This is a genomic window from Nonomuraea glycinis, from assembly GCF_035920485.1.
Taxonomy (GTDB): Bacteria; Actinomycetota; Actinomycetes; order Streptosporangiales; family Streptosporangiaceae; genus Nonomuraea; species Nonomuraea glycinis.
This window is the reverse complement of record NZ_CP109166.1, coordinates 6,538,603-6,556,416: the sequence shown is the minus strand read 5'-3', so window position 1 is coordinate 6,556,416 and position 17,814 is coordinate 6,538,603. Positions and strand designations below refer to the sequence as shown.

The window sequence follows — 17,814 nt, the reverse complement described above, 5'->3', positions numbered from 1 at the left end:
ACCGCGCCCACATGGCGAACATTCACCCGATTCCCGGACATCCTGCTCTGCTTCTGGGCGCTGAGCCGCTCGATAGGGTTGGTCCATGGAGCGTGACGGGGTGGAGCGCCTGCTGGCTGCGGCCGGGGTGGACAGCAGGAGGCTCAGGCACGCGCTGACCCTCCTCTGCGACGGCCAGTGGTGGACCCTGGCCGACCTGGTCAGGCAGAGCGCCACGTCCAGGCGCACGATCGAGGAGCTGCTGCGGGAGTTGCGCCTGGAGCGCTCCGGCGACCGGTTCCGGGTGGCGCCGGAGCACTCCCCCGACTACCAGGACCTGCTGGCCGTCGCCCCGGCGCCCGAGGACCCCGTCGCCCACCTCCTGCCGCACTACGGGCCGGTGCTGGAGCGCCTGCGCGAGCTCATCGCCAAGGCGCCGCGCGCCCGCCACACGCTGGACCACGTCGCGGCTACCCCCGACACCGTCCTGCGCCGGGCCCTGCTGCTCGGCGCCCGCTTCTGGCTGCCGGGCGCCCGGCTGCTCTGCGTGGGCGACCACGACCTCACCTCGCTCGCGGTCAAACTCGTCCACCCGGAGACGGACGTCACGGTGGTCGACGTCGACGAGCGCATCCTGGCCTACATCGACGAGCAGGATCTGGGCGTACGCACCCGCTGGGCGGACCTGCGCCTCACCCTGCCCCCGTCGGCCCGCGACCACGACCTGGCCCTCACCGACCCGCCGTACACCCCTGAGGGCATCAGCCTGTTCACCGCCCGCGCGATCGAGGGCCTGAAGGACGACGGCCGGATCCTGCTCGCCTACGGCGCGAGTGAGCGCACCCCGGCGCTGGCGCTCAAGGTGCAGAACTCCCTGTCGGCACTGAACCTAACTTTTGACGCCATATATCCCGATTTCAACCGATATTTTGGTGCAGAGGCCATCGGGTCCGCCGCCGACCTCTACCTCCTCCGTCCCACCACCAGAACCCGCCCCGCCACGGCCGCCCGCCTCGACCGCGCCGGCACCGCCATCTACACCCAGGGCCCCCAGTCGATCGAGTCCGCCCGGTCCGGCGCCGAGCCCGCCGACGCCACGGCCGACCTCCTGGTCGGCGACTGGCCCAAGCCCCTCCCCCAGCCCAGGGCCAAGCTCACCACCTGGCTGGCCAAGCCCTACGCGGCCACCCTCGACAGCGTGGCCATCGCCGTGCCCGCCGGCCTGGAGAGCGCCATCCCCCGCCTCCTGCTCGCCACCCGCGCCGGCCACGTCCACCTCCACCTGGCCGAGCCGCCCGCCCGGCTCCCCGCCGTCCTGGCCTCGGTCTACGACTGCGTCACCGACGGCACCGTCCTGCGCGCCACCCGCCGCCCCCAGCCGACCGCCCCCGAGGAGCAGGTGCTGCGCCGCATCCTCGACCACGGCCACGCCAAACTCGCCAACACCTGGCGCGAGGCCCTCATCTCCCTGGCTCGCGCCCAGGGCTCCACCCTCACCAAGAACGAGGCCCGCACCCTCATCCGCCAGGCGGCCCCCTGGGCCGAGGACCTCACCCCCCTGGAAGCCCCCCTCCACCGCCTGGCCGCCCTCCCCGCCCAGGTCACCACCACCGTCCACGCCCTCACCACCACCACCTGACCCCCCGGACGCCCTGCCGCCCTCTGCGCGCCGACCCACTACCGGGCGTGCGCGCGACGTCTGCCTCAGTCGGGCGATCATCTTGTACGGCACAGCCAAGTGAACGCCGACCGCCGACCCACTACCGGGCGCGCCGGCGGCGTGTCCCAAGGGTGGGGTGGTCACTCGCCGCAACGGCGCTCGCTCTACCGTCGAGGGGCGACCCGCCGGCCGGGAAGCCCACGAGCCCCGGTGGCCGGCAAAGTCGGGTCAGGCCACGGCCAGGACCCGGGCCAGGTCAGGGCCGGAAGTCGGGTCAGGCCACGGCCAGGACCCGGGCCAGGTCAGGGCCGGAAGTCGGGTCAGGTCGCGGCCAGGACTCGGGTCTGGATCGCGTTGCCGAGGGCGTCGAGGGCGATGAGGGGCTGCACCAGGTCGGTGCCTCGCTCGGCGGTGAGGGCGCCCAGCCAGCTCACCGTGACGTAGTGGCCCAGGGCGCGGACCTCGGCGCGGCTGCGGGTGGCGTCGAACGGTGTCGTCTGCCGTACGAAACCGTCCTCGCGCAGGGCGGCCACCAGGGCGTCGGCGGCGCGGCCGTCCGGGAGGTTGAAGATGACGAACTGGCCGGCGACGGCCGGGCCCCGGTAGGTGGCGCGCAGGGCCTGGGTGCAGCCGGGCGCGGAGGTGCCCCACAGGGCGTCGTCGCAGTCGGCGAGCTCTTCGACGGCGGTCCTGGTCATCCCGCCGATGGTCTGGGTGCCGGGGGTGAAGATCTCGGCCACCGTCACGGGGGCGGCGTCGGCCTGGCGGGAGTCCACCAGCGCGTACAGGGCGGAGGTGGGCTCGGCGCGAAGAGCGGCGGGGCGGGGCAGATCGCGGCCGAACCACAGCCAGGCGCCGCCGGCCAGCACCGCGAGCGCGGCCGCCACCAGGCTGACGATGAGGCGCCGGGACATCAGGAGGCCGGTCCGGTGATCGCGACGACCCTGCGGTAGATGGCCTTCTCCGCGCCTCTGAGGGTGAGAGCGAGTGACACGTAGTCGTCCCTGGCGGTGGGCTCCGCGCCGTCGGCCCTGCCGATCCAGACAAGGCCGACATAGTGGCCGAGGGCGTAGGCGCCCGCCTCGGTGTAGCCGCCCGCTGGGAAGGCGGCCTTGGTGCTCGCCAGCGGCAGGGTCCAGCCGCCCCGGTGCAGGGTTTCGAGCGACTCGACGAGCGCGGCGGCCGATTCGCCGTCACGGAGGTTGAGCAGGGTGTACTGGCCGACGTAGCGGCGGTCGGAGCTGAGGTAGAGGCCGCGGACGGCCTGGGTGCACTCGGCGGCCGACACCTGCTCGATCAGCGCCTCGCCCCACAGGGCGGCGGAGCAGTCGGCGTCGAGCTTTCTGCCGGCGAGCCGCAGGGAGAGCTTCTTCTCGCCGGCGAGGGCCCTCTGGCCGAAGACCTCCTTGACGGTGAGCGGCTGGGTGTCCTTGGCCCGCTCCCCGATCGGCGCGAACAGCTTGGGCGAGGCCCACCCCTGGAAGTCCCGCGGCAGCGCCGCGCCGGACTGGACGACGGCGGCGGCGCTGGCCCTACGCTCGGGGGTGTAGGTGCCGAGCGAGCCGATGACGGCGACCAGCGCGACGGCGCCCGCGAGGACGCCGATGGCCGTGGCGATGATGACGATGAGCCGCTGCTGCTTCGGCTGGAACCCCCAGTGCGTCAGGAGCGGCAGCTCCCAGTCGGAGGGGGGAGTACGGCGCCGCTTGCGAGGTCTGGTGCCACTCACAGTCCGGACGCCCCGATCGCGTTGCCGAGCGCGAACGTGAGCGCGGCGGCCACCGCGCCCACCACGAGCTGGCGGATCCCTGAATACCACCAGCTCCGCGCGGTCACCGTGGAGACGATGACGCCGGCGGTGAACAGCGCCACGCAGGAGACCACGGCGGAGACCCAGAGGCTGACGACGCCGAACAGGTACGGCAGCAGCGGCAGCGCCGCCCCCACGCTGAACGCCAGGAAGGACGACACGGCCGCCACCTTGGGCGAGGGCAGGTCCCCGGGCTCGACGCCGAGCTCGTTCTGGGCGTGGATCTCCAGGGCCTGCTCCGGGTCGCGGGAGATCTGCCTGGCGACCTCGGCCGCCAGCGCGGGCTCGACACCCCTGCCGATGAAGACCTGGGCCAGCTCCTCCAGCTCGGCTTCGGGGTTGCGGTCGAGCTCGCCGGCCTCGACGGCGATCTCGGCCTGGGCGAGCTCGCGCTGGCTGGCCACGGAGACGTACTCGCCGCCGGCCATGGAGAACGCGCCCGCCGCGAGCCCGGCGACGCCGGCCAGCGAGATGACCTTGGTGTTGGCGGTGCCGCCGGCGACACCGGCGATGAGCGCGAAGTTCGAGACCAGGCCGTCCATCGCGCCGAACACCGATGGCCTGAGCCAGCCGCCGGTGACGTCGCGATGCTGGTGGTGAATCTCCGCGCGGCTGTTCATCGCGAGTTCTTCTCCTCCGGCACGGCTTCAGCCTTGACCTCGGACTCAGCCTCCGCAGATTCCACAGCCTTCGCAGACTTCACGGGCTCCAAGGGCTCCAAGGGCTCCAAGGGCTCCGCAGGTTTCACCGGCTCTTCCACGGAGTCGAGCGGCTTCACGGACTCTGTCGGCTTCACCGGCTCGTCGGACCCTGCCGGCTCCCCGGACCCTGCCGGCTCCCCGGGCTCCACCCGCTCCGCGGACCTGCCGGACTCCGCGGACTTCACAGGCTCCTCGGGCTCACTCGCGGGTTTCGCCCCCTCTTCCTCAGAGGTGTCCGCTGCGGAGGTCGTCGAGGTCGCGACCTCGTGCTCCGGGTCAGCCAGGCTCGACGGGTGGGCGGGGTCGGCGTCCTCCGGGGAGACGACGATCTCTTCGCCGGTCTTGTTCCTGGTGGCCCAGAAGTAGATCAGCGCACCGACGAAGAGCACGATCGCGGTGTACTGGTTGAGCCGCAGCCCGAGGAACTCGACCGCGTGGTCCACCCCGCCGACGGGGTCGATGCGCAGCCCCTCGATCCAGAACCGGCCCAGGGTGTAGCCGGCGACGTAGAGGGCGAACAACCGGCCGTAGCGCAGCCCGAGCCGCTTGCCGATGACGAGCAGCGCGATGCCGAGCGCCAGGTTCCACAGCGACTCGTACAGGAAGGTCGGGTGGTAGAGCACCCCGGGCTCGCCGCCGTGCTGCTGGTCGATCTCCAGGCCCCAGGGCAGCGTGGTGGGCGCGCCGTACAGCTCCTGGTTGAACCAGTTGCCCCAGCGGCCGATGGCCTGCGCGAAGGCGATGCCCGGCGCGACCGTGTCGGCGACCGCGCTCAGCGACAGGCCGCGCCTGCGGCAGGCCAGCCAGACGCCGACGCCGCCGAGCGCGACCGCGCCCCAGATGCCGAGCCCGCCCTCCCAGATGAACAGGGCCTGGTAGGGCTCCTTGATCGCGCGGGCGCCGAAGTAGGTCTGCCAGTCGGTGATGACGTGATAGAGACGGCCACCGATCAGACCGAAGATCACAGCGGGCACGGCGATGTCGATCATCGTGCCCGCCTGGCCGCCGCGGGCACGCCAGCGGCGCTCGCTCAGCCAGACGGCGACGACGACACCGAGCACGATGCACAGGGCGTAAGCCCGGATCGGCACGAATCCGAGATACCAGACCCCCTGGGAAGGGCTGGGAATCGAGGCTATGGGCATGTCAGGTGAGGGTAGCGGACGCTGAGCTACTTGGCCGCCTTGGTGACCGTATCGCGAAGCTCCCGAGGCGCGGCCGCGACACTGTTGTCGATGACCTCACCGTTGAGCTTGATGGTCGGCGTGCCCCGCAGCTGCTGGTCGGCCATGACCTGCTTGCTCTGGTCGAGGTGGGCCTGCGCGTGCTTCTGCGAGGTGACGCAGGCCGCGAAGCCGGGTGTGGTGACGCCGGCCTCCTTGCCCCAGGCCACGAGCTGGTCGGTGGTGAAGCCCTCGGCGGTCTCGCTGGGCTGGTTGCGGTAGAGGATGTCGTGGAAGGCCACCCACTGCTTGCCGTCGGCCACGCAGCGCGCGGCGGCCGCGGCCCGGACCGAGTTGGACTTGGTGGGCTCCTGGGAGAAGATCGTGAGCGGGTGGAAGACCACCTTGGCCAGGCCCTCGGCGGCGAGGTTCTTGAAGGTCGGGCCGCTGACCCGCTCCAGCTCCTTGCAGGCGGGGCACTGGAAGTCCTCGTAGACGTCGAGCACCGGCGCGTTCACGCCGTCGTTGGCCATCACCACGGTCCCGTCGGCCTGCACCGTGGTGGGCGCCAGTGAGTCTCCCGCCACCTCCGACTGTGATCTGCTCGCGGTGTACCACCAGCCCGCTCCCACGGCGGCCAGCGCGACCGCGCCCGCCGCCACGTAGGTGACCACGCGCTTACGCTGCTCCCGCACGCGGTCGGCGGCCTGCTGCTCCCTGATCTTGTCACGCGCCGACTTCGCCCGGCCGCCCTTGCTCATCACCGTTCTCCTCTTCGTCGAGCAGGTGCTCCGCACCCGCCAAGCCCAGTGGCCGGTCCAACGCGAAGCGTCCCGGCGGGAAACGCACGATCCAGGCGCCCAGCAGCACGAGGCCGAAGTCACGCAGGATGTCGACCAGGTAGGTCGGCTCCTGCCCGGCGCCGAGCTGACCGCCGCCGCCGAAGCAGCCGCAGTCGATGCGCAGCCCGTGCGCCCACGCCCAGGCGATGCCGAACACGAAGGCGAACATGAGCAGCGCGGCGATGACGGCAGCCACTCTGGTCATGAGGCCTACGATCAGCAGCACCCCGACCACTACCTCCACAATAGGCAGGCCGTAACCAGCGGCCGTGGCCACCTGCTCGGGTAGCAGCTCGTACGCTCGGACCGCCACCACGGAGTCGGCCGGGTTGCCGATCTTGAGCCCTCCGGCCACGATCAGCACCCCGCCCAGAACCAATCGGGCGACGGTCGTGACCCAGGGTATCGCTGATCTCGCGCTCTGTGACGCCGCTGACGCGTTCACGGGCCATCTCCTCTTCCTCTGTGCCGGTAGCCGCACAGTATCCGGGTCCTATCCGATCACGCTCGGGATAAGGGTCGGCTAAGGAGTGGTTCTGGCCCGCGCATGACGCCGAACTGCGGGAAGGCCGGCATTCCGCTGGACGCGGAAACCCGGTGCCCAGCCCTGCGGACCGCCCGGCGAAGGCGTGACGAAACCTTGGAAGGCGCGTCAGGCGTGACGAAACCCTGGAAGGCGTCAGGCGCGGGAGGCGTGACGGAAGTCCGGAAGGCGGAAGGTGTCAGGCGCGGGAGCGGACGCCCTGGGCCATCTCGCGGGCCAGCTCGGCGATCGAGGCGTAGCCGGCGGCCTCGTCGGGGGCGTCCAGGATGCGGCGGATGAACGCCGAGCCCACGATGACGCCGTCGGCGTAGGCCGCGACGTGGGACGCCTGCGCGCCCGTGCCGACGCCCAGCCCGACGCAGACCGGCAGGTCGGTGTGCGCGCGGGTGCGCTTGACCAGGTCCTCGGCCGCCACGTTGACGGTCTCGCGCGCGCCTGTGACGCCCATCAGCGAGGCCGCGTAGACGAAGCCGGTGCAACAGTCCACGACGGCCTTGATGCGCTCCTCGGTGGAGCTGGGCGCCACCAGGAAGACGGTGTCGATGCCCGCCGCCGCCGACGCGGCGCGCCACGGCTCGGACTCCTCCGGCGTGAGGTCGGGCGTGATGGTGCCGGCGCCGCCCGCGTCGGCCAGCTCGCGGGCGAACCGCTCGGCGCCGTAGCGGTCGATCGGGTTCCAGTAGGTCATGACGAGCGTGGCCGCGCCGGTGGCGGCGACCCCTTCGACGGTACGCATGACGTCGGCGATGCGAGTGCCGTTGAGCAGCGAGCGGTGCACCGCGTCCTGGATGGTCGGCCCGTCCATGAGCGGATCGGAGTAGGGCAGGCCGATCTCGATGACGTCACACCCGGCCTCGACCAGGGCGGTCGCCGCGGCGATGGCGCCGTCCTTGGACGGGAAGCCCGCCGGGAGGTAACCCACGAGCGCGGCCCGGTTGTCCGCCTTCGCCTTGGCGAACACCGTCTGAAGAGTCGTCATTGGTCGTCCGTTCTCACATCGTCGAGCCCCGCCTCCCCGGGCTCCGATCGCCGCGTCCCGCACCGCCGTTGCGGTGCGGGACGACCGGCGTACTCGCGGGGCGGCCGACCCGGTCAGGGTCGTCAGAGATTGAAGTACTTCATGGCCGTGCCCATGTCCTTGTCGCCACGCCCGGAGAGGTTGACCAAAATGGTCGCCTCGGGGCCCAGCTCGCGGCCGAGCTCCAGCGCGCCCGCGAGGGCGTGGGAGGACTCGATGGCCGGGATGATGCCCTCGGTCCTGGCCAGCAGCGAGAAGGCGGCCATGGCCTGGTCGTCGGTGATGCCGTGGTAGGTGGCGCGGCCGCTGTCCTTGAGCCAGGCGTGCTCGGGGCCGACGCCGGGATAGTCGAGGCCGGCCGAGATCGAGTGCGAGTCGATGGTCTGGCCCTCGTCGTCCTGCAGCACGTAGGTGCGCGAGCCGTGCAGGACGCCGACCGAGCCCGCGGTGAGCGTCAGCGCGTGCTCGCCGCTGTCCAGCCCTCGGCCGGCCGCCTCGTAGCCGTGGAGCTGGACGGCCTCGTCGCCGATGAAGGCGTGGAAGATGCCGATGGCGTTGCTGCCGCCGCCGACCGCCGCGCAGACCGCGGTGGGCAGGGCTCCGGTCAGCTCCAGCATCTGGCGGCGGGCCTCGACGCCGATGATGCGGGCGAAGTCGCGGACGATCTCCGGGAACGGGTGCGGCCCGGCGACCGTGCCGAACAGGTAGTGCGTGGAGTCGACGTTGGTCACCCAGTCGCGGAACGCCTCGTTGATGGCGTCCTTCAGCGTCTGCGAGCCGTTGGTCACGGGCACGACCTTGGCGCCGAGCAGCTTCATCCTGGCGACGTTGAGCGCCTGGCGCTCGCAGTCGACGGCGCCCATGTAGATGACGCACTCCAGGCCGAGCAGGGCCGCCGCGGTGGCGGTGGCCACGCCGTGCTGGCCCGCGCCGGTCTCGGCGATCACCCGCTTCTTGCCGAGCCGCTTGGTCAGCAGCGCCTGGCCCAGCACATTGTTGATCTTGTGCGCGCCGGTGTGCGTGAGGTCCTCGCGCTTGAGCACGATCCGCGCGCCGCCCGCCTGCTCGGCGAAGCGCGGCACCTCGGTCAGCGTGGTCGGCCGGCCCGCGTACGTACGCAGCAGGTGGTCGAACTCGCGCAGGAACTCGACGTCGTTCTTGGCCGTGGCGTAGACCGAGGCGACCTCGTCGAGCGCCGGGATGAGCGCCTCGGGCACGTAACGGCCTCCGAAGATGCCGAACTTGCCGCGCACATCGGGGTCGTCGCCGTGAACGCCGTTGCCCGCCAGGTCGGCGGCCGTCAAGATGGAGCCTTCGTGTGCCACTGCTATCCCTCTGCTCCGTGGTCGGGGCGGGTCGCCGGGTGGGCGCCGGCGGTCACCAGCGCCTCCACGGCCTTACGCGGGTCCTTGCCGGTGACCAGGCTCTCCCCCACCAGGACGGCGTCGGCGCCTGCCCTGGCGTAGGCGAGCAGGTCGTGCGGCCCGCGCACGCCTGATTCGGCGATCTTGATCACATTATCCGGGACCTTGGGCGCCAGCTTGGCGAAGACATCCCGATCGACCTGAAGTGTCTTCAAGTTACGGGCGTTGATCCCGACGACGCGGGCGCCGGCGGCGACCGCCCGGTCGAGCTCCTCCTCGGTGTGCACCTCGACGAGCGGGGTGAGCCCGATGGACTCGGCCCGCTCGATCAGCGACACCAGCGCCTCCTGCTCCAGGCAGACGACCATCAGCAGCGCGAGGTCGGCGCCGTGGGCCCTGGCCTCCCAGAGCTGGTAGGAGGTGAGGATGAAATCCTTGCGCAGGATCGGGATGTCCACCCGGGCGCGGACGGCGGCCAGGTCTTCCAGGCTGCCGCCGAACTTGCGCCGCTCGGTGAGCACGCTGATGACGTGCGCGCCACCCGCCTCGTAGTCGGCGGCGAGCGCCGCCGGGTCGGCGATGGCGGCGAGCGCGCCCTTGGACGGGCTGGAGCGCTTCACCTCGGCGATCACCGAGACCCGGTCACCGCCGACCGCCGCGAGGGCGTCTCTGGGCGCGGGGGCCCGGTCGGCCTGCTGCTTGAGGTCGTCAAGCGACACGGTCCGCTGCCGTGTGGCGAGGTCGGCGCGCACCCCGTCGAGGATGTCGTCGAGGACACTCGGTCCTTCGGTCCGCTCACTCACGCGCTTGGGATCCCTCCGGTCGACAGTGGGGGTGGAGACCAGGAGTTCGCGTCGCGTCCGCTCCTGGCCTTGTCTTGCGATGGTATCGGCCCGGGGAGGGCTTCTGGTCACAGGGGCGCGGCTATGGCGCCAGGAACGCCCCGAACGGAAGGTTGCGCACCACCCAGTACACCAGGACCAGCGCGAGGAAGGCCCACAGGTAGGCGGGATGCGCCAGTGTCGTGCGCCGGGGTCTGCCCCGCCAGGCGTTGATCATCCAGCGGCCCCACCAGAACAGCAGGAAGGGCACCATGGCCAGGGCGAGCGGGTTCAGGCCGAGCGCCGCCACCGGGTCCAGGTGCGCGAGGGCGTGGATGGTGCGCATCGTCCCGCAGCCCGGGCAGTAGAGACCGGTCAGCATCAGGAACGGGCAGGTGGGGTAGTGGCCCGGCTCGTTGGGGTCGACCACGCCGACGATCGCGAAGACGGCTCCCGCCGCCGCGGCGACACCGAGCGGCGCGAGCACCGACCTGAGGCGGTCGGTACCGCGCCGTTCGAGGTTCGCGTTCGTCATGGTGGTCAGTACGTGGTGGTCGGGATGGTCGAGACGCTCGCCGCGATGATGACGAAGAACAGGACGTAGGCCACGACGATGAGCACCCAGGCGATGGCGCCGAAGATCAGCGACCGCTTCCACCAGGTCTTGGCCTCCTCGGAGGCTTCCATCGCGCCCTGGTAGTCGCCGGACTGCCACTTCTGGTTGACCTGCGACGACTTCACAATGGACACGATACCGAGCGGCAGGCAGCAGAACAGGGTCGTGAGGATGGCCGCGACCAGGTGGTTGTCCGGGGGCGCGCCACCGGGAGGCTGGGCTCCGTACCCGGGGGGCGGGCCGTAGCCGCCACCGCTCGGCGGCTGCTGGCCGTAACCGCCACCGCTGGGGGGCTGCTGGCCGTAACCGCCACCGCCGCTCGGGGGCTGCTGACCATAGCCGCCACCACTCGGCGGCTGCTGACCGTAACCGCCACCGCTCGGGGGCTGCTGACCATAGCCGCCACCGCTGGGGGGCTGCTGGCCGTAGCCACCGCCACTCGGCGGCTGCTGACCGTAACCGCCACCGGGGGGCTGCGACCCGTAGCCGCCATCGCCCTGGTTTCCGTAACTCATCCGTAAGACTCCTATGTCGTCATGTTTGCGCTGACTTGCGCGCGGCAGCCTAGCGACAAACCTTGGACGACATGCAACAACGTTCGCCTTGCGAACAACTTGTAATCTGCCTGCACGTCTGCGTGACGACGCGTTACCGCAGGTGAAGCCCGATCAGCCGAGCCGGTTCGATGCCGAATCGACACCGGCGCGGATCGCCGGATGACGCCGATCTAGCGTGAGGCGGTGGGGTCGTCCCCCCGGTCGAGCGCGTCCCACAGCGCACGGTCGCCGGACGCCTGCGGCGCCGCCGGGGCAGGCGTCCGTTCGTACCGATCCGACATGCCCGCCCACCCGCCGCCGCGCACGACGGCGGCGATGCCGCCCGCGAGCATCAGCACTCCCCCGAGGCCGGCCAGCACCGGCCAGATCACGACGGTGTCCCAGGTGGCCGAGGCCGCGCCGGCGAGCACGTTGTTCTCGCGCAGCCAGGTCCGTACGCCTGCCTCGTCGGTGGCCGCCCAGGCGCCGAGCGCGGCGCCCAGCCCGCACAGGGCCAGCAGCGCGCCGATGACGCGGCGGCCGGCGCCCTTGGCCGCGAGCACGGCCACCACGCCCGCCAGGCCCGCCAGGGCGAGCGGCGTCAGCACGGGGCCGAGGTCGCCGCCCGTCGGGGAGACCATCTCGGCCAGGCCGCCGGGGTCGCGCGCGTCCGTCACCCAGGCACGGCCCGCGGCGAGCAGCACGAGCAGGCAGCCGGCCGCGGTGACGGCCGGCCAGGTCCACCGCCCGCGCCGCCGCCCGGTCTCGCCCCGCGGGGTCATCTAACCCTCCGAGCGCACGGCCGTGACGCCGTCCTGGACCGGTGTCAGCCGATCGGCGTCGAAGCAGGTGCGGTCGCCCGTGTGGCAGGCGGCGCCCACCTGGTCCACCTTGAGCAGCACGGTGTCGCCGTCGCAGTCCAGCGAGACGGTCTTGACGTGCTGCACGTGCCCCGAGGTGGCGCCCTTCACCCAGTATTCGCCGCGGCTGCGCGACCAGTAGGTCGCCCTGCCGGTGGTGAGGGTGCGATGCAGCGCCTCGTCGTCCATCCAGGCGAGCATGAGCACCTCGCCGGTGTCGTGCTGCTGAACGATCGCGGGCACCAGCCCGTTGCCGTCGCGCTTGAGCCGCGCGGCGATCCTGGCGTCAAGGGACATGTCGTCATTCAACCAGGCCGCAGGAGCGGTCCGGCAGCGGCGGTGCCGCTAGTCGAGCGCCTGGGACAGCGTGTCGTAGATGGGGAACAGCGGCGCGAGGTTGGTCCTGCGCAGCCGCCGCAGCACCTGGCCGTCCGGAGCGACGAGCGCCATGGTGCCGTCGCGGTCCTGCAGCGTGGCGAGCTGACGCACCAGCATGCCCAGCCCGGTCGTGTCGATGAAGGTGAGGCGGCTCAGATCGACGACGAGACGCGGTCCGTGCGTCTCCACCGCCTCTTCTAGGCATTTGCGAACCTTGGACACGTTGTCCGCATCGACTTCACCGGCGAGGCTGACCACCACCAGCTCCCCGTAGTGCCGACGCGTCATCTGCAGCTCATCCACACGATGCTCCTCACGCGCCTACCCCAAGACGGTTCCAGATGAAGCTACACCGGCGCGGGCCCATCACACTGCGTTTTACATAGAACACGGAACGTGATAGTCCTCCGGAGGGTAACTTCCCGGAAACGTATGGTAAGGAGGACGCCATCGTGCTACCCGCCGCCGACGCCGTCCTCGATCCGGAGTTCGGGGACCACGTCTGCCTGCCGGTGCGAGGCGAGCCGGAGCGACGGGCGGCGACCGGGGCGTTCACCCGCAACGGCCTGCGCAGGCGGGCCCAGGTGCTGATCATCACGCACACCGACTCCCCCGAGCGGACCCGCGCGTGGCTGGCGCCGCTGGTGCCGGGGTTCGCCGCCGCCGAGTCCGCGGGCCAGATCGAGATTCGCGCCAGCGCGGGGACGCACTACACCGACGGCCGCCTGGACTCGGCCCAGGCGCTGTCCAGCCTGACCGAGGCCGGCGAGCGGGCGCGGCGGCAGGGCCGCCACGGCGTCTACGCGATGATCGACGCCTCATGGGGGGCGCACGATCCGCCGGGGCAGATCGCCTTCGAGGCCGCCACCAACGAACTGTTCGGCCAGCGATGGCTGGCCGCGGTCTGCCAGTACGACCGGACGCTGTTCGCGCGCGAGGCCATCGACAGGGTCGGCTGCGTCCATCCCATCTCGCCCGACCAGGCGGCACTCCGTTACGCCCGTGCCCACCACCCCGCGGCCCTGCGCCTGTGGGGCGAGGTCGACCTGACGAACCGGCACGCGTTCTCCACGGTCCTGATGCCGCTGCGCCTGGAGGCGGGCGAGGTGGTGATCGACGCGAGCGGACTCCACTTCATCGACGCGGGCTCGGCCCAGCTCCTGGTCGCCACGGCCACGGCCAGGCCGCACGGGCGGACGGTGCTGGTGTGCGGCGAGCCGATGGCCAGGCTGCTGCACCGGATCAGAGCGGACGACGTCATCGACATCCGCCCGGTGGGCGATGCGTAGGCAGGTGCTCTGCGCGAGCTTCTCCCGAGGGCACATCACCGTGCTCCGCCGGACCGTCAGCGAGCGGGCCGCCGGCGAGGGGCTGACCGGCAGGAGCCTGGAGGACTTCGTGGTGGCGGTCAACGAGATCACCACCAACGCCGTGCTGCACGGCGGAGGCGGCGGACGGCTGCGGCTGTGGTGGCAGCACGACCGGCTGTGGTGCGAGGTCACCGACGAGGGCCCCGGCCTGCCGCTCGGCTGGAGCAGCACCGCCCCGCCGCCGTCCGGGTTCGAGGGCGGCGGCAGGGGGCTGTGGCTGACCCGCCTGCTGTGCGACCAGGTCACGATCGTGTCGGGCCCCGGCGGCACGAGGGTGACCTTCGCGGCGGCCAAGTGACGCGCACAGGCCGGTCGAGCGCGCGCGGTGCCCGGACGATCTCAGGAGCGGGCCGCCGACGTGCGGTGCCCGAACGATCATGAAAGACCGGTCGAGCGCGCGCGGTGCCCGGACGATCAGGAGCAGGCCGCTGACACCCACGCCGCGTGTCAGGAGTGGGCCGCCGAGACCCAGGAGGCGTGCATGTCGGCGTACACCCCCGGCTCGGCGACCAGCTCGGCGTGCGGCCCCCGCTGGACGAGGCGGCCGCCGTCGAACACGAGCACCTCGTCGGCGTTCTCGGCGGTGGACAGCCGGTGGGCGATCGAGACGGCCGTGCGGCCGCGGGTGACCCCTTCGAGTGCGCGGGCCAGGCGCACCTCCGTGGCCGGGTCGACCGCCGAGGTGGCCTCGTCGAGCAGCAGCAGGTCGGGGTCGGCCAGGTAGGCGCGGGCCAGCGCGACGAGCTGGCGCTCACCGGCCGACAGCGACTCACCGCGCTGGCCGACCGGGGTGTCCAGGCCGGCCGGCAGGCCGTCGAGCCAGTCGGCCAGACCCAGCTCGGTCAGCGCGAGCTGGATCTCCTCGCGGGTGGCCGCCGGCTTGCCGTACCTCACGTTCTCCTCCAGCGTCCCGTCGAACAGGAAGCCGTCCTGCGGGACCATCACGATGCGGGCGCGCAGCGAGGAGAAGCGGACGGCGCGCAGGTCGTGGCCGTCGATGGTGACCCGTCCTTCGACCGGGTCCATGAGCCGGGTGAGGAGTTTGGCGAAGGTGGTCTTGCCCGAGCCGGTCTCGCCCACGACCGCGATGCGCGAGCGAGGCTGGATCCCCACCGACAGCTCGCGCAGCACGGGCGGGCCGCCGGGGTAGGCGAAGTGCACCTGTTCGAAGGCCACCGAGATGGGGCCGCGCGGCAATTCCACGCCGTCGTCGCCGGGGTCGGCCACGTCCGCCGGGGTGTCGATCACGCCGAGGATGCGCCGCCAGCCGGCGACCGCGTTCTGCGCCTCGTTCAGCACCTCGGTGGCGGTCTGCAGCGGCGAGACGAACAGCGTGATGAGGAACAGGAAGGCGATCAGCTGCCCGGCCGTGATGTCGCCGGACACGCCGAGCCGGACGCCGAGCACGACGATCCCGGCGATGGCGACGGCGGCCACGATCTCGGTCAGCGGGAAGACGAATCCGACGATGGTCTGCGCTCTGACCTGGGCGGCCTTATTGGCGTCCACGGACTTGTCGATGCGCTCGGCGGTGCGCCGCTCAGTGGCGTACGCCCTGATGACGGCCGCGCCGACGACCGACTCGCTGACGGCGGCGAGCATGTCGCCGGTGCGCTCGCGGACCACGGTGTAGGCCCGCGACAGCCAGCGCTGGAAGCGCGGCAGGGCGATCAGCAGCGGGATGAAGCAGATCCACACGAGCAGCGTGAGCTGCCAGGAGTAGATGACCATCAGCACGCTGGCCACGAACAGCTGGCCGAACGCCACGATGATCATCAGCCCGCCCCACTGCATGAAGGTGCTGATCTGGTCGATGTCGTTGGTGACCCGGGAGACGAGGGCGCCGCGGCGCTCGGTGTTCTGGGTGAGCACCGACAGGTCGTGCACGTGCCGGAAGCCGCGCACCCGCAGCGTGGCCAGCGAGGACTCCGTCGCCTTGTACAGGCGCACGTTCATCAGATAGGAGGCGAGGGCGGTCAGGATCACCGCCGCCGCGCACAGCACGACGGCGCGGGTGATGTACGGCATGTCCGGGGCGCCGTCGCCGATCCCGGTGTCGATCGTCTGCTGCACCGCGATGGGCACGATGATCTTGCCGATGGTGGCGACGACCGCCAGGGCGAGCGTGCCCACCAGCCCCTTGCGGAACTCGGGCGTCAGCGACAGCCCCCGGCGGATGGTGGCCCAGGCAGAGCCGCCGGCACCGGTGCCGATGCGCTCCTGCTCCGGCGCGGTCTCCACGGTCATGCGCTGACCTCTGTCTCTTCGAGTCCGAGCGCGGCGTCGGCGTCGAGCGCGGCGCGCACGGCCTCCTCGCGCTCGTAGGCGGTCACCAGGTTGCGGTATCCGGGGCAGCGCTCCAGCAGCTCCTGGTGCGTGCCGCGGTCTTCCACGCGCCCGCGGTCGAGGTAGACGACCTCGTCGGCGAGCGCGATCGTGGCCAGCCGGTAGGCGACGACCACGACGGTCGACGCCTCGGCCCGGTCCCGCAGGCCGTACAGGATTCTGGCCTCCACCTGGGGGTCCACGCTGGAGGTGGCGTCGTCGAGGATGAGCAGGCGGGGGCGGCGGGCGATCGCGCGCGCCAGCGCGAGGCGCTGGCGCTGGCCGCCCGACAGGGACGTGCCGCGCTCTCCGACGCGGGTGTCCAGGCCCGCGCCGAGCCCGCTCACGAAGCCGTCGGCCTGGGCCACTCTCAGCGCCGCCCACACCTGCTCGTCCGGCATGGGCAGGTCGAGCGCGACGTTGCCGCGCACGGTGTCGTCGAACAGGAACGTCTGCTGCGGCACCAGCGCCACCGACTCGGCGAGTGTGCCGTAGGCGAGCTCGCGCAGGTCCGTGCCGTCGAGCAGCACCCGGCCGGTGTCGGGGTCGACCAGCCGGACGAGGAGCTGGACGAGCGTGGACTTGCCGGAGCCGGTGGGCCCGACGAGGGCGACGGTGCGGCCGGGCGGCAGGTCGAAGGTGACGTCGTGCAGCACCTCGGTCTCGCCGTAGGAGTAGGACACGTCCGAGACCGCCAGCGTGGCGGGCTCGTCGCGGCCCGGGGTCTCCTCCCCGTAGACCATCGAGCCCTCGGCCTCCAGCACCGACTGCACCCGGGTCCAGCCGACGACGCTGCGCGGCAGCTCGGCCAGCACCCAGCCGAGCGCGCGGATCGGGAAGGACAGCAGCGTGAACAGGTAAGCGACCTGCACGAGCTGGCCGGAGACGATGTCGCCGGTGGACAGGCGCATCGCGCCGACGCCCAGGACGGCGAGCACGCCGAGCGTGGGCAGCGCCTCCAGCATCGGGTCGAACAGGCCGCGCACCCGGCCGACGGCCACGTTGGCGTCGCGCAGCTCGTGCGCGCGCCGCCGGAAGCGCTCGGCCTCCAGGTCCTCGCGGCCGAGCGTCTTGACGACGAGCGCGCCGTCGAAGCTCTCGTGCGCGATCTCGCTGACCTCCGCGCGCAACTGCTGCGCGCGGGTGACCAGCGGGCTGAGCCTGCGCTGGTAGACGAGGTTGAGTACGGCGATCGCCGGGAAGACGAGGAAGCCCACCAGCGCGAGCACGGGGTCGGTGAGCAGCATGCCGACCGCCGCGGTGACGAGCATGACCACCACGCCCACGGCCATCGGCAGCGGCGCCAGCGGCGCCCACGCGGCCTCGGCGTCGGAGCTGGCGTTGGCCAGCAGCTGCCCGGTCGGGTGCCGCTGGTGCCAGGCCAGCGGCAGCCGCAGATACTGCTTGGTGACGTCGCGGCGGGAGCGGGCCTGCATGCGGTATTGCATGACGCCGGCGAAGATGCGCCGGCCCGCGATGCCGATCGACTTGAGCAGGGCGGTGCCGATGATCAGTAACACGCCGGTCCACAGCGCGCCCACGGCGATCTCGCCCTTGCCGAAGGTGGGGATGATGACGTTCTGGGTTGCCCAGCCGAGCGCCCATGCGGAGGCCACGGTCATGCCGCCGTAGAGCGCGCTGGCCACGACGGCCGAGGCGAACACCGCCTTCTCCGCGCGGACGGCCACCCCAAGGACGCGCAGCCCCTGACGCATGACGGCAGAGGTGACCTTATTCGCCACGCGGTGTGTTTCCTTCCAGTGCCGGATTTTCCACATACTGACAATCACGTCTGATCATTGACTTATTCCCACAGGTAGAGTTGCG

19 protein-coding genes are annotated in these 17,814 nt (G+C 71.7%); 3 read left to right on the top strand and 16 right to left on the bottom strand.

The annotated features are described in order from the left end of the window. Window positions 1-85 precede the first annotated feature (85 nt). Complete coding sequence (locus OHA68_RS30840) at window positions 86-1,618, top strand: bis-aminopropyl spermidine synthase family protein (protein ID WP_327103373.1); 1,533 nt, start codon at window positions 86-88, stop codon at window positions 1,616-1,618. A 341-nt stretch (window positions 1,619-1,959) separates the two neighbouring features. Here the strand turns inward: OHA68_RS30840 and OHA68_RS30835 are convergent, their stop codons facing one another. The 14 genes from OHA68_RS30835 to OHA68_RS30770 all read right to left on the bottom strand — a co-directional run bounded on the left by OHA68_RS30835 (window position 1,960) and on the right by OHA68_RS30770 (window position 12,595). Further along, window positions 1,960-2,553, bottom strand: a complete 594-nt coding sequence (locus OHA68_RS30835; RefSeq protein ID WP_327103372.1) for a hypothetical protein — start codon at window positions 2,551-2,553, stop codon at window positions 1,960-1,962. Next, window positions 2,553-3,368 (bottom strand): hypothetical protein, encoded by an 816-nt coding sequence (locus OHA68_RS30830; protein ID WP_327103371.1) that lies wholly within the window; start codon window positions 3,366-3,368, stop codon window positions 2,553-2,555. Before OHA68_RS30830 ends, OHA68_RS30835 begins: the two co-directional genes overlap by 1 nt. After that, window positions 3,365-4,069 (bottom strand): VIT1/CCC1 transporter family protein, encoded by a 705-nt coding sequence (locus tag OHA68_RS30825; RefSeq protein ID WP_327103370.1) that lies wholly within the window; start codon window positions 4,067-4,069, stop codon window positions 3,365-3,367. Before OHA68_RS30825 ends, OHA68_RS30830 begins: the two co-directional genes overlap by 4 nt. Further along, window positions 4,066-5,295, bottom strand: a complete 1,230-nt coding sequence (gene lgt / locus OHA68_RS30820) for a prolipoprotein diacylglyceryl transferase (protein ID WP_327103369.1) — start codon at window positions 5,293-5,295, stop codon at window positions 4,066-4,068. Before lgt ends, OHA68_RS30825 begins: the two co-directional genes overlap by 4 nt. 26 nt (window positions 5,296-5,321) lie before the next feature. After that, entirely contained in the window at window positions 5,322-6,074 is a 753-nt protein-coding gene (locus OHA68_RS30815) for a DsbA family protein (RefSeq protein WP_327103368.1), read from the bottom strand. Next, window positions 6,040-6,600 (bottom strand): MauE/DoxX family redox-associated membrane protein, encoded by a 561-nt coding sequence (locus OHA68_RS30810; protein WP_189140012.1) that lies wholly within the window; start codon window positions 6,598-6,600, stop codon window positions 6,040-6,042. Before OHA68_RS30810 ends, OHA68_RS30815 begins: the two co-directional genes overlap by 35 nt. A gap of 277 nt (window positions 6,601-6,877) precedes the next feature. Continuing rightward, window positions 6,878-7,678: a tryptophan synthase subunit alpha gene (gene trpA, locus OHA68_RS30805; RefSeq protein WP_327103367.1), complete on the bottom strand. Its 801-nt coding sequence runs from the start codon at window positions 7,676-7,678 to the stop codon at window positions 6,878-6,880. A 122-nt stretch (window positions 7,679-7,800) separates the two neighbouring features. Continuing rightward, window positions 7,801-9,021 carry a tryptophan synthase subunit beta gene (gene trpB, locus OHA68_RS30800; protein WP_456094129.1) on the bottom strand — a complete coding sequence of 407 codons (1,221 nt, stop codon included), beginning with the start codon at window positions 9,019-9,021 and terminating at the stop codon, window positions 7,801-7,803. 23 nt (window positions 9,022-9,044) lie between these two features. Beyond that, entirely contained in the window at window positions 9,045-9,884 is an 840-nt protein-coding gene (gene trpC, locus OHA68_RS30795) for an indole-3-glycerol phosphate synthase TrpC (RefSeq protein WP_189140010.1), read from the bottom strand. A gap of 121 nt (window positions 9,885-10,005) precedes the next feature. Continuing rightward, complete coding sequence (locus OHA68_RS30790) at window positions 10,006-10,437, bottom strand: DUF2752 domain-containing protein (protein WP_189140009.1); 432 nt, start codon at window positions 10,435-10,437, stop codon at window positions 10,006-10,008. A 5-nt stretch (window positions 10,438-10,442) separates the two neighbouring features. Next, a complete protein-coding gene (locus OHA68_RS30785) occupies window positions 10,443-11,033 on the bottom strand; it encodes a CD225/dispanin family protein (protein WP_327103366.1) in 591 nt (196 codons plus the stop codon). A 212-nt stretch (window positions 11,034-11,245) separates the two neighbouring features. Beyond that, window positions 11,246-11,836, bottom strand: coding sequence for a Trp biosynthesis-associated membrane protein (locus OHA68_RS30780; protein WP_327103365.1), 591 nt, complete (start codon window positions 11,834-11,836; stop codon window positions 11,246-11,248). Next, window positions 11,837-12,211, bottom strand: a complete 375-nt coding sequence (hisI, locus tag OHA68_RS30775) for a phosphoribosyl-AMP cyclohydrolase (protein ID WP_327103364.1) — start codon at window positions 12,209-12,211, stop codon at window positions 11,837-11,839. 48 nt (window positions 12,212-12,259) lie between these two features. Next, window positions 12,260-12,595 (bottom strand): STAS domain-containing protein, encoded by a 336-nt coding sequence (locus tag OHA68_RS30770; protein ID WP_189140005.1) that lies wholly within the window; start codon window positions 12,593-12,595, stop codon window positions 12,260-12,262. A gap of 149 nt (window positions 12,596-12,744) precedes the next feature. Here OHA68_RS30770 and OHA68_RS30765 point away from each other — a divergent pair, with 149 nt between their 5' ends. Further along, window positions 12,745-13,581, top strand: coding sequence for an MEDS domain-containing protein (locus tag OHA68_RS30765; protein WP_327103363.1), 837 nt, complete (start codon window positions 12,745-12,747; stop codon window positions 13,579-13,581). Beyond that, window positions 13,574-13,960: an ATP-binding protein gene (locus OHA68_RS30760; RefSeq protein ID WP_189140003.1), complete on the top strand. Its 387-nt coding sequence runs from the start codon at window positions 13,574-13,576 to the stop codon at window positions 13,958-13,960. Before OHA68_RS30765 ends, OHA68_RS30760 begins: the two co-directional genes overlap by 8 nt. Window positions 13,961-14,109: 149 nt before the next feature. Here the strand turns inward: OHA68_RS30760 and OHA68_RS30755 are convergent, their stop codons facing one another. After that, window positions 14,110-15,909 (bottom strand): ABC transporter ATP-binding protein, encoded by a 1,800-nt coding sequence (locus OHA68_RS30755; protein ID WP_327103362.1) that lies wholly within the window; start codon window positions 15,907-15,909, stop codon window positions 14,110-14,112. Beyond that, a complete protein-coding gene (locus OHA68_RS30750; RefSeq protein ID WP_407674516.1) occupies window positions 15,906-17,765 on the bottom strand; it encodes an ABC transporter ATP-binding protein in 1,860 nt (619 codons plus the stop codon). The genes OHA68_RS30755 and OHA68_RS30750 overlap by 4 nt, the downstream gene beginning before the upstream one ends. Window positions 17,766-17,814 lie beyond the last annotated feature (49 nt).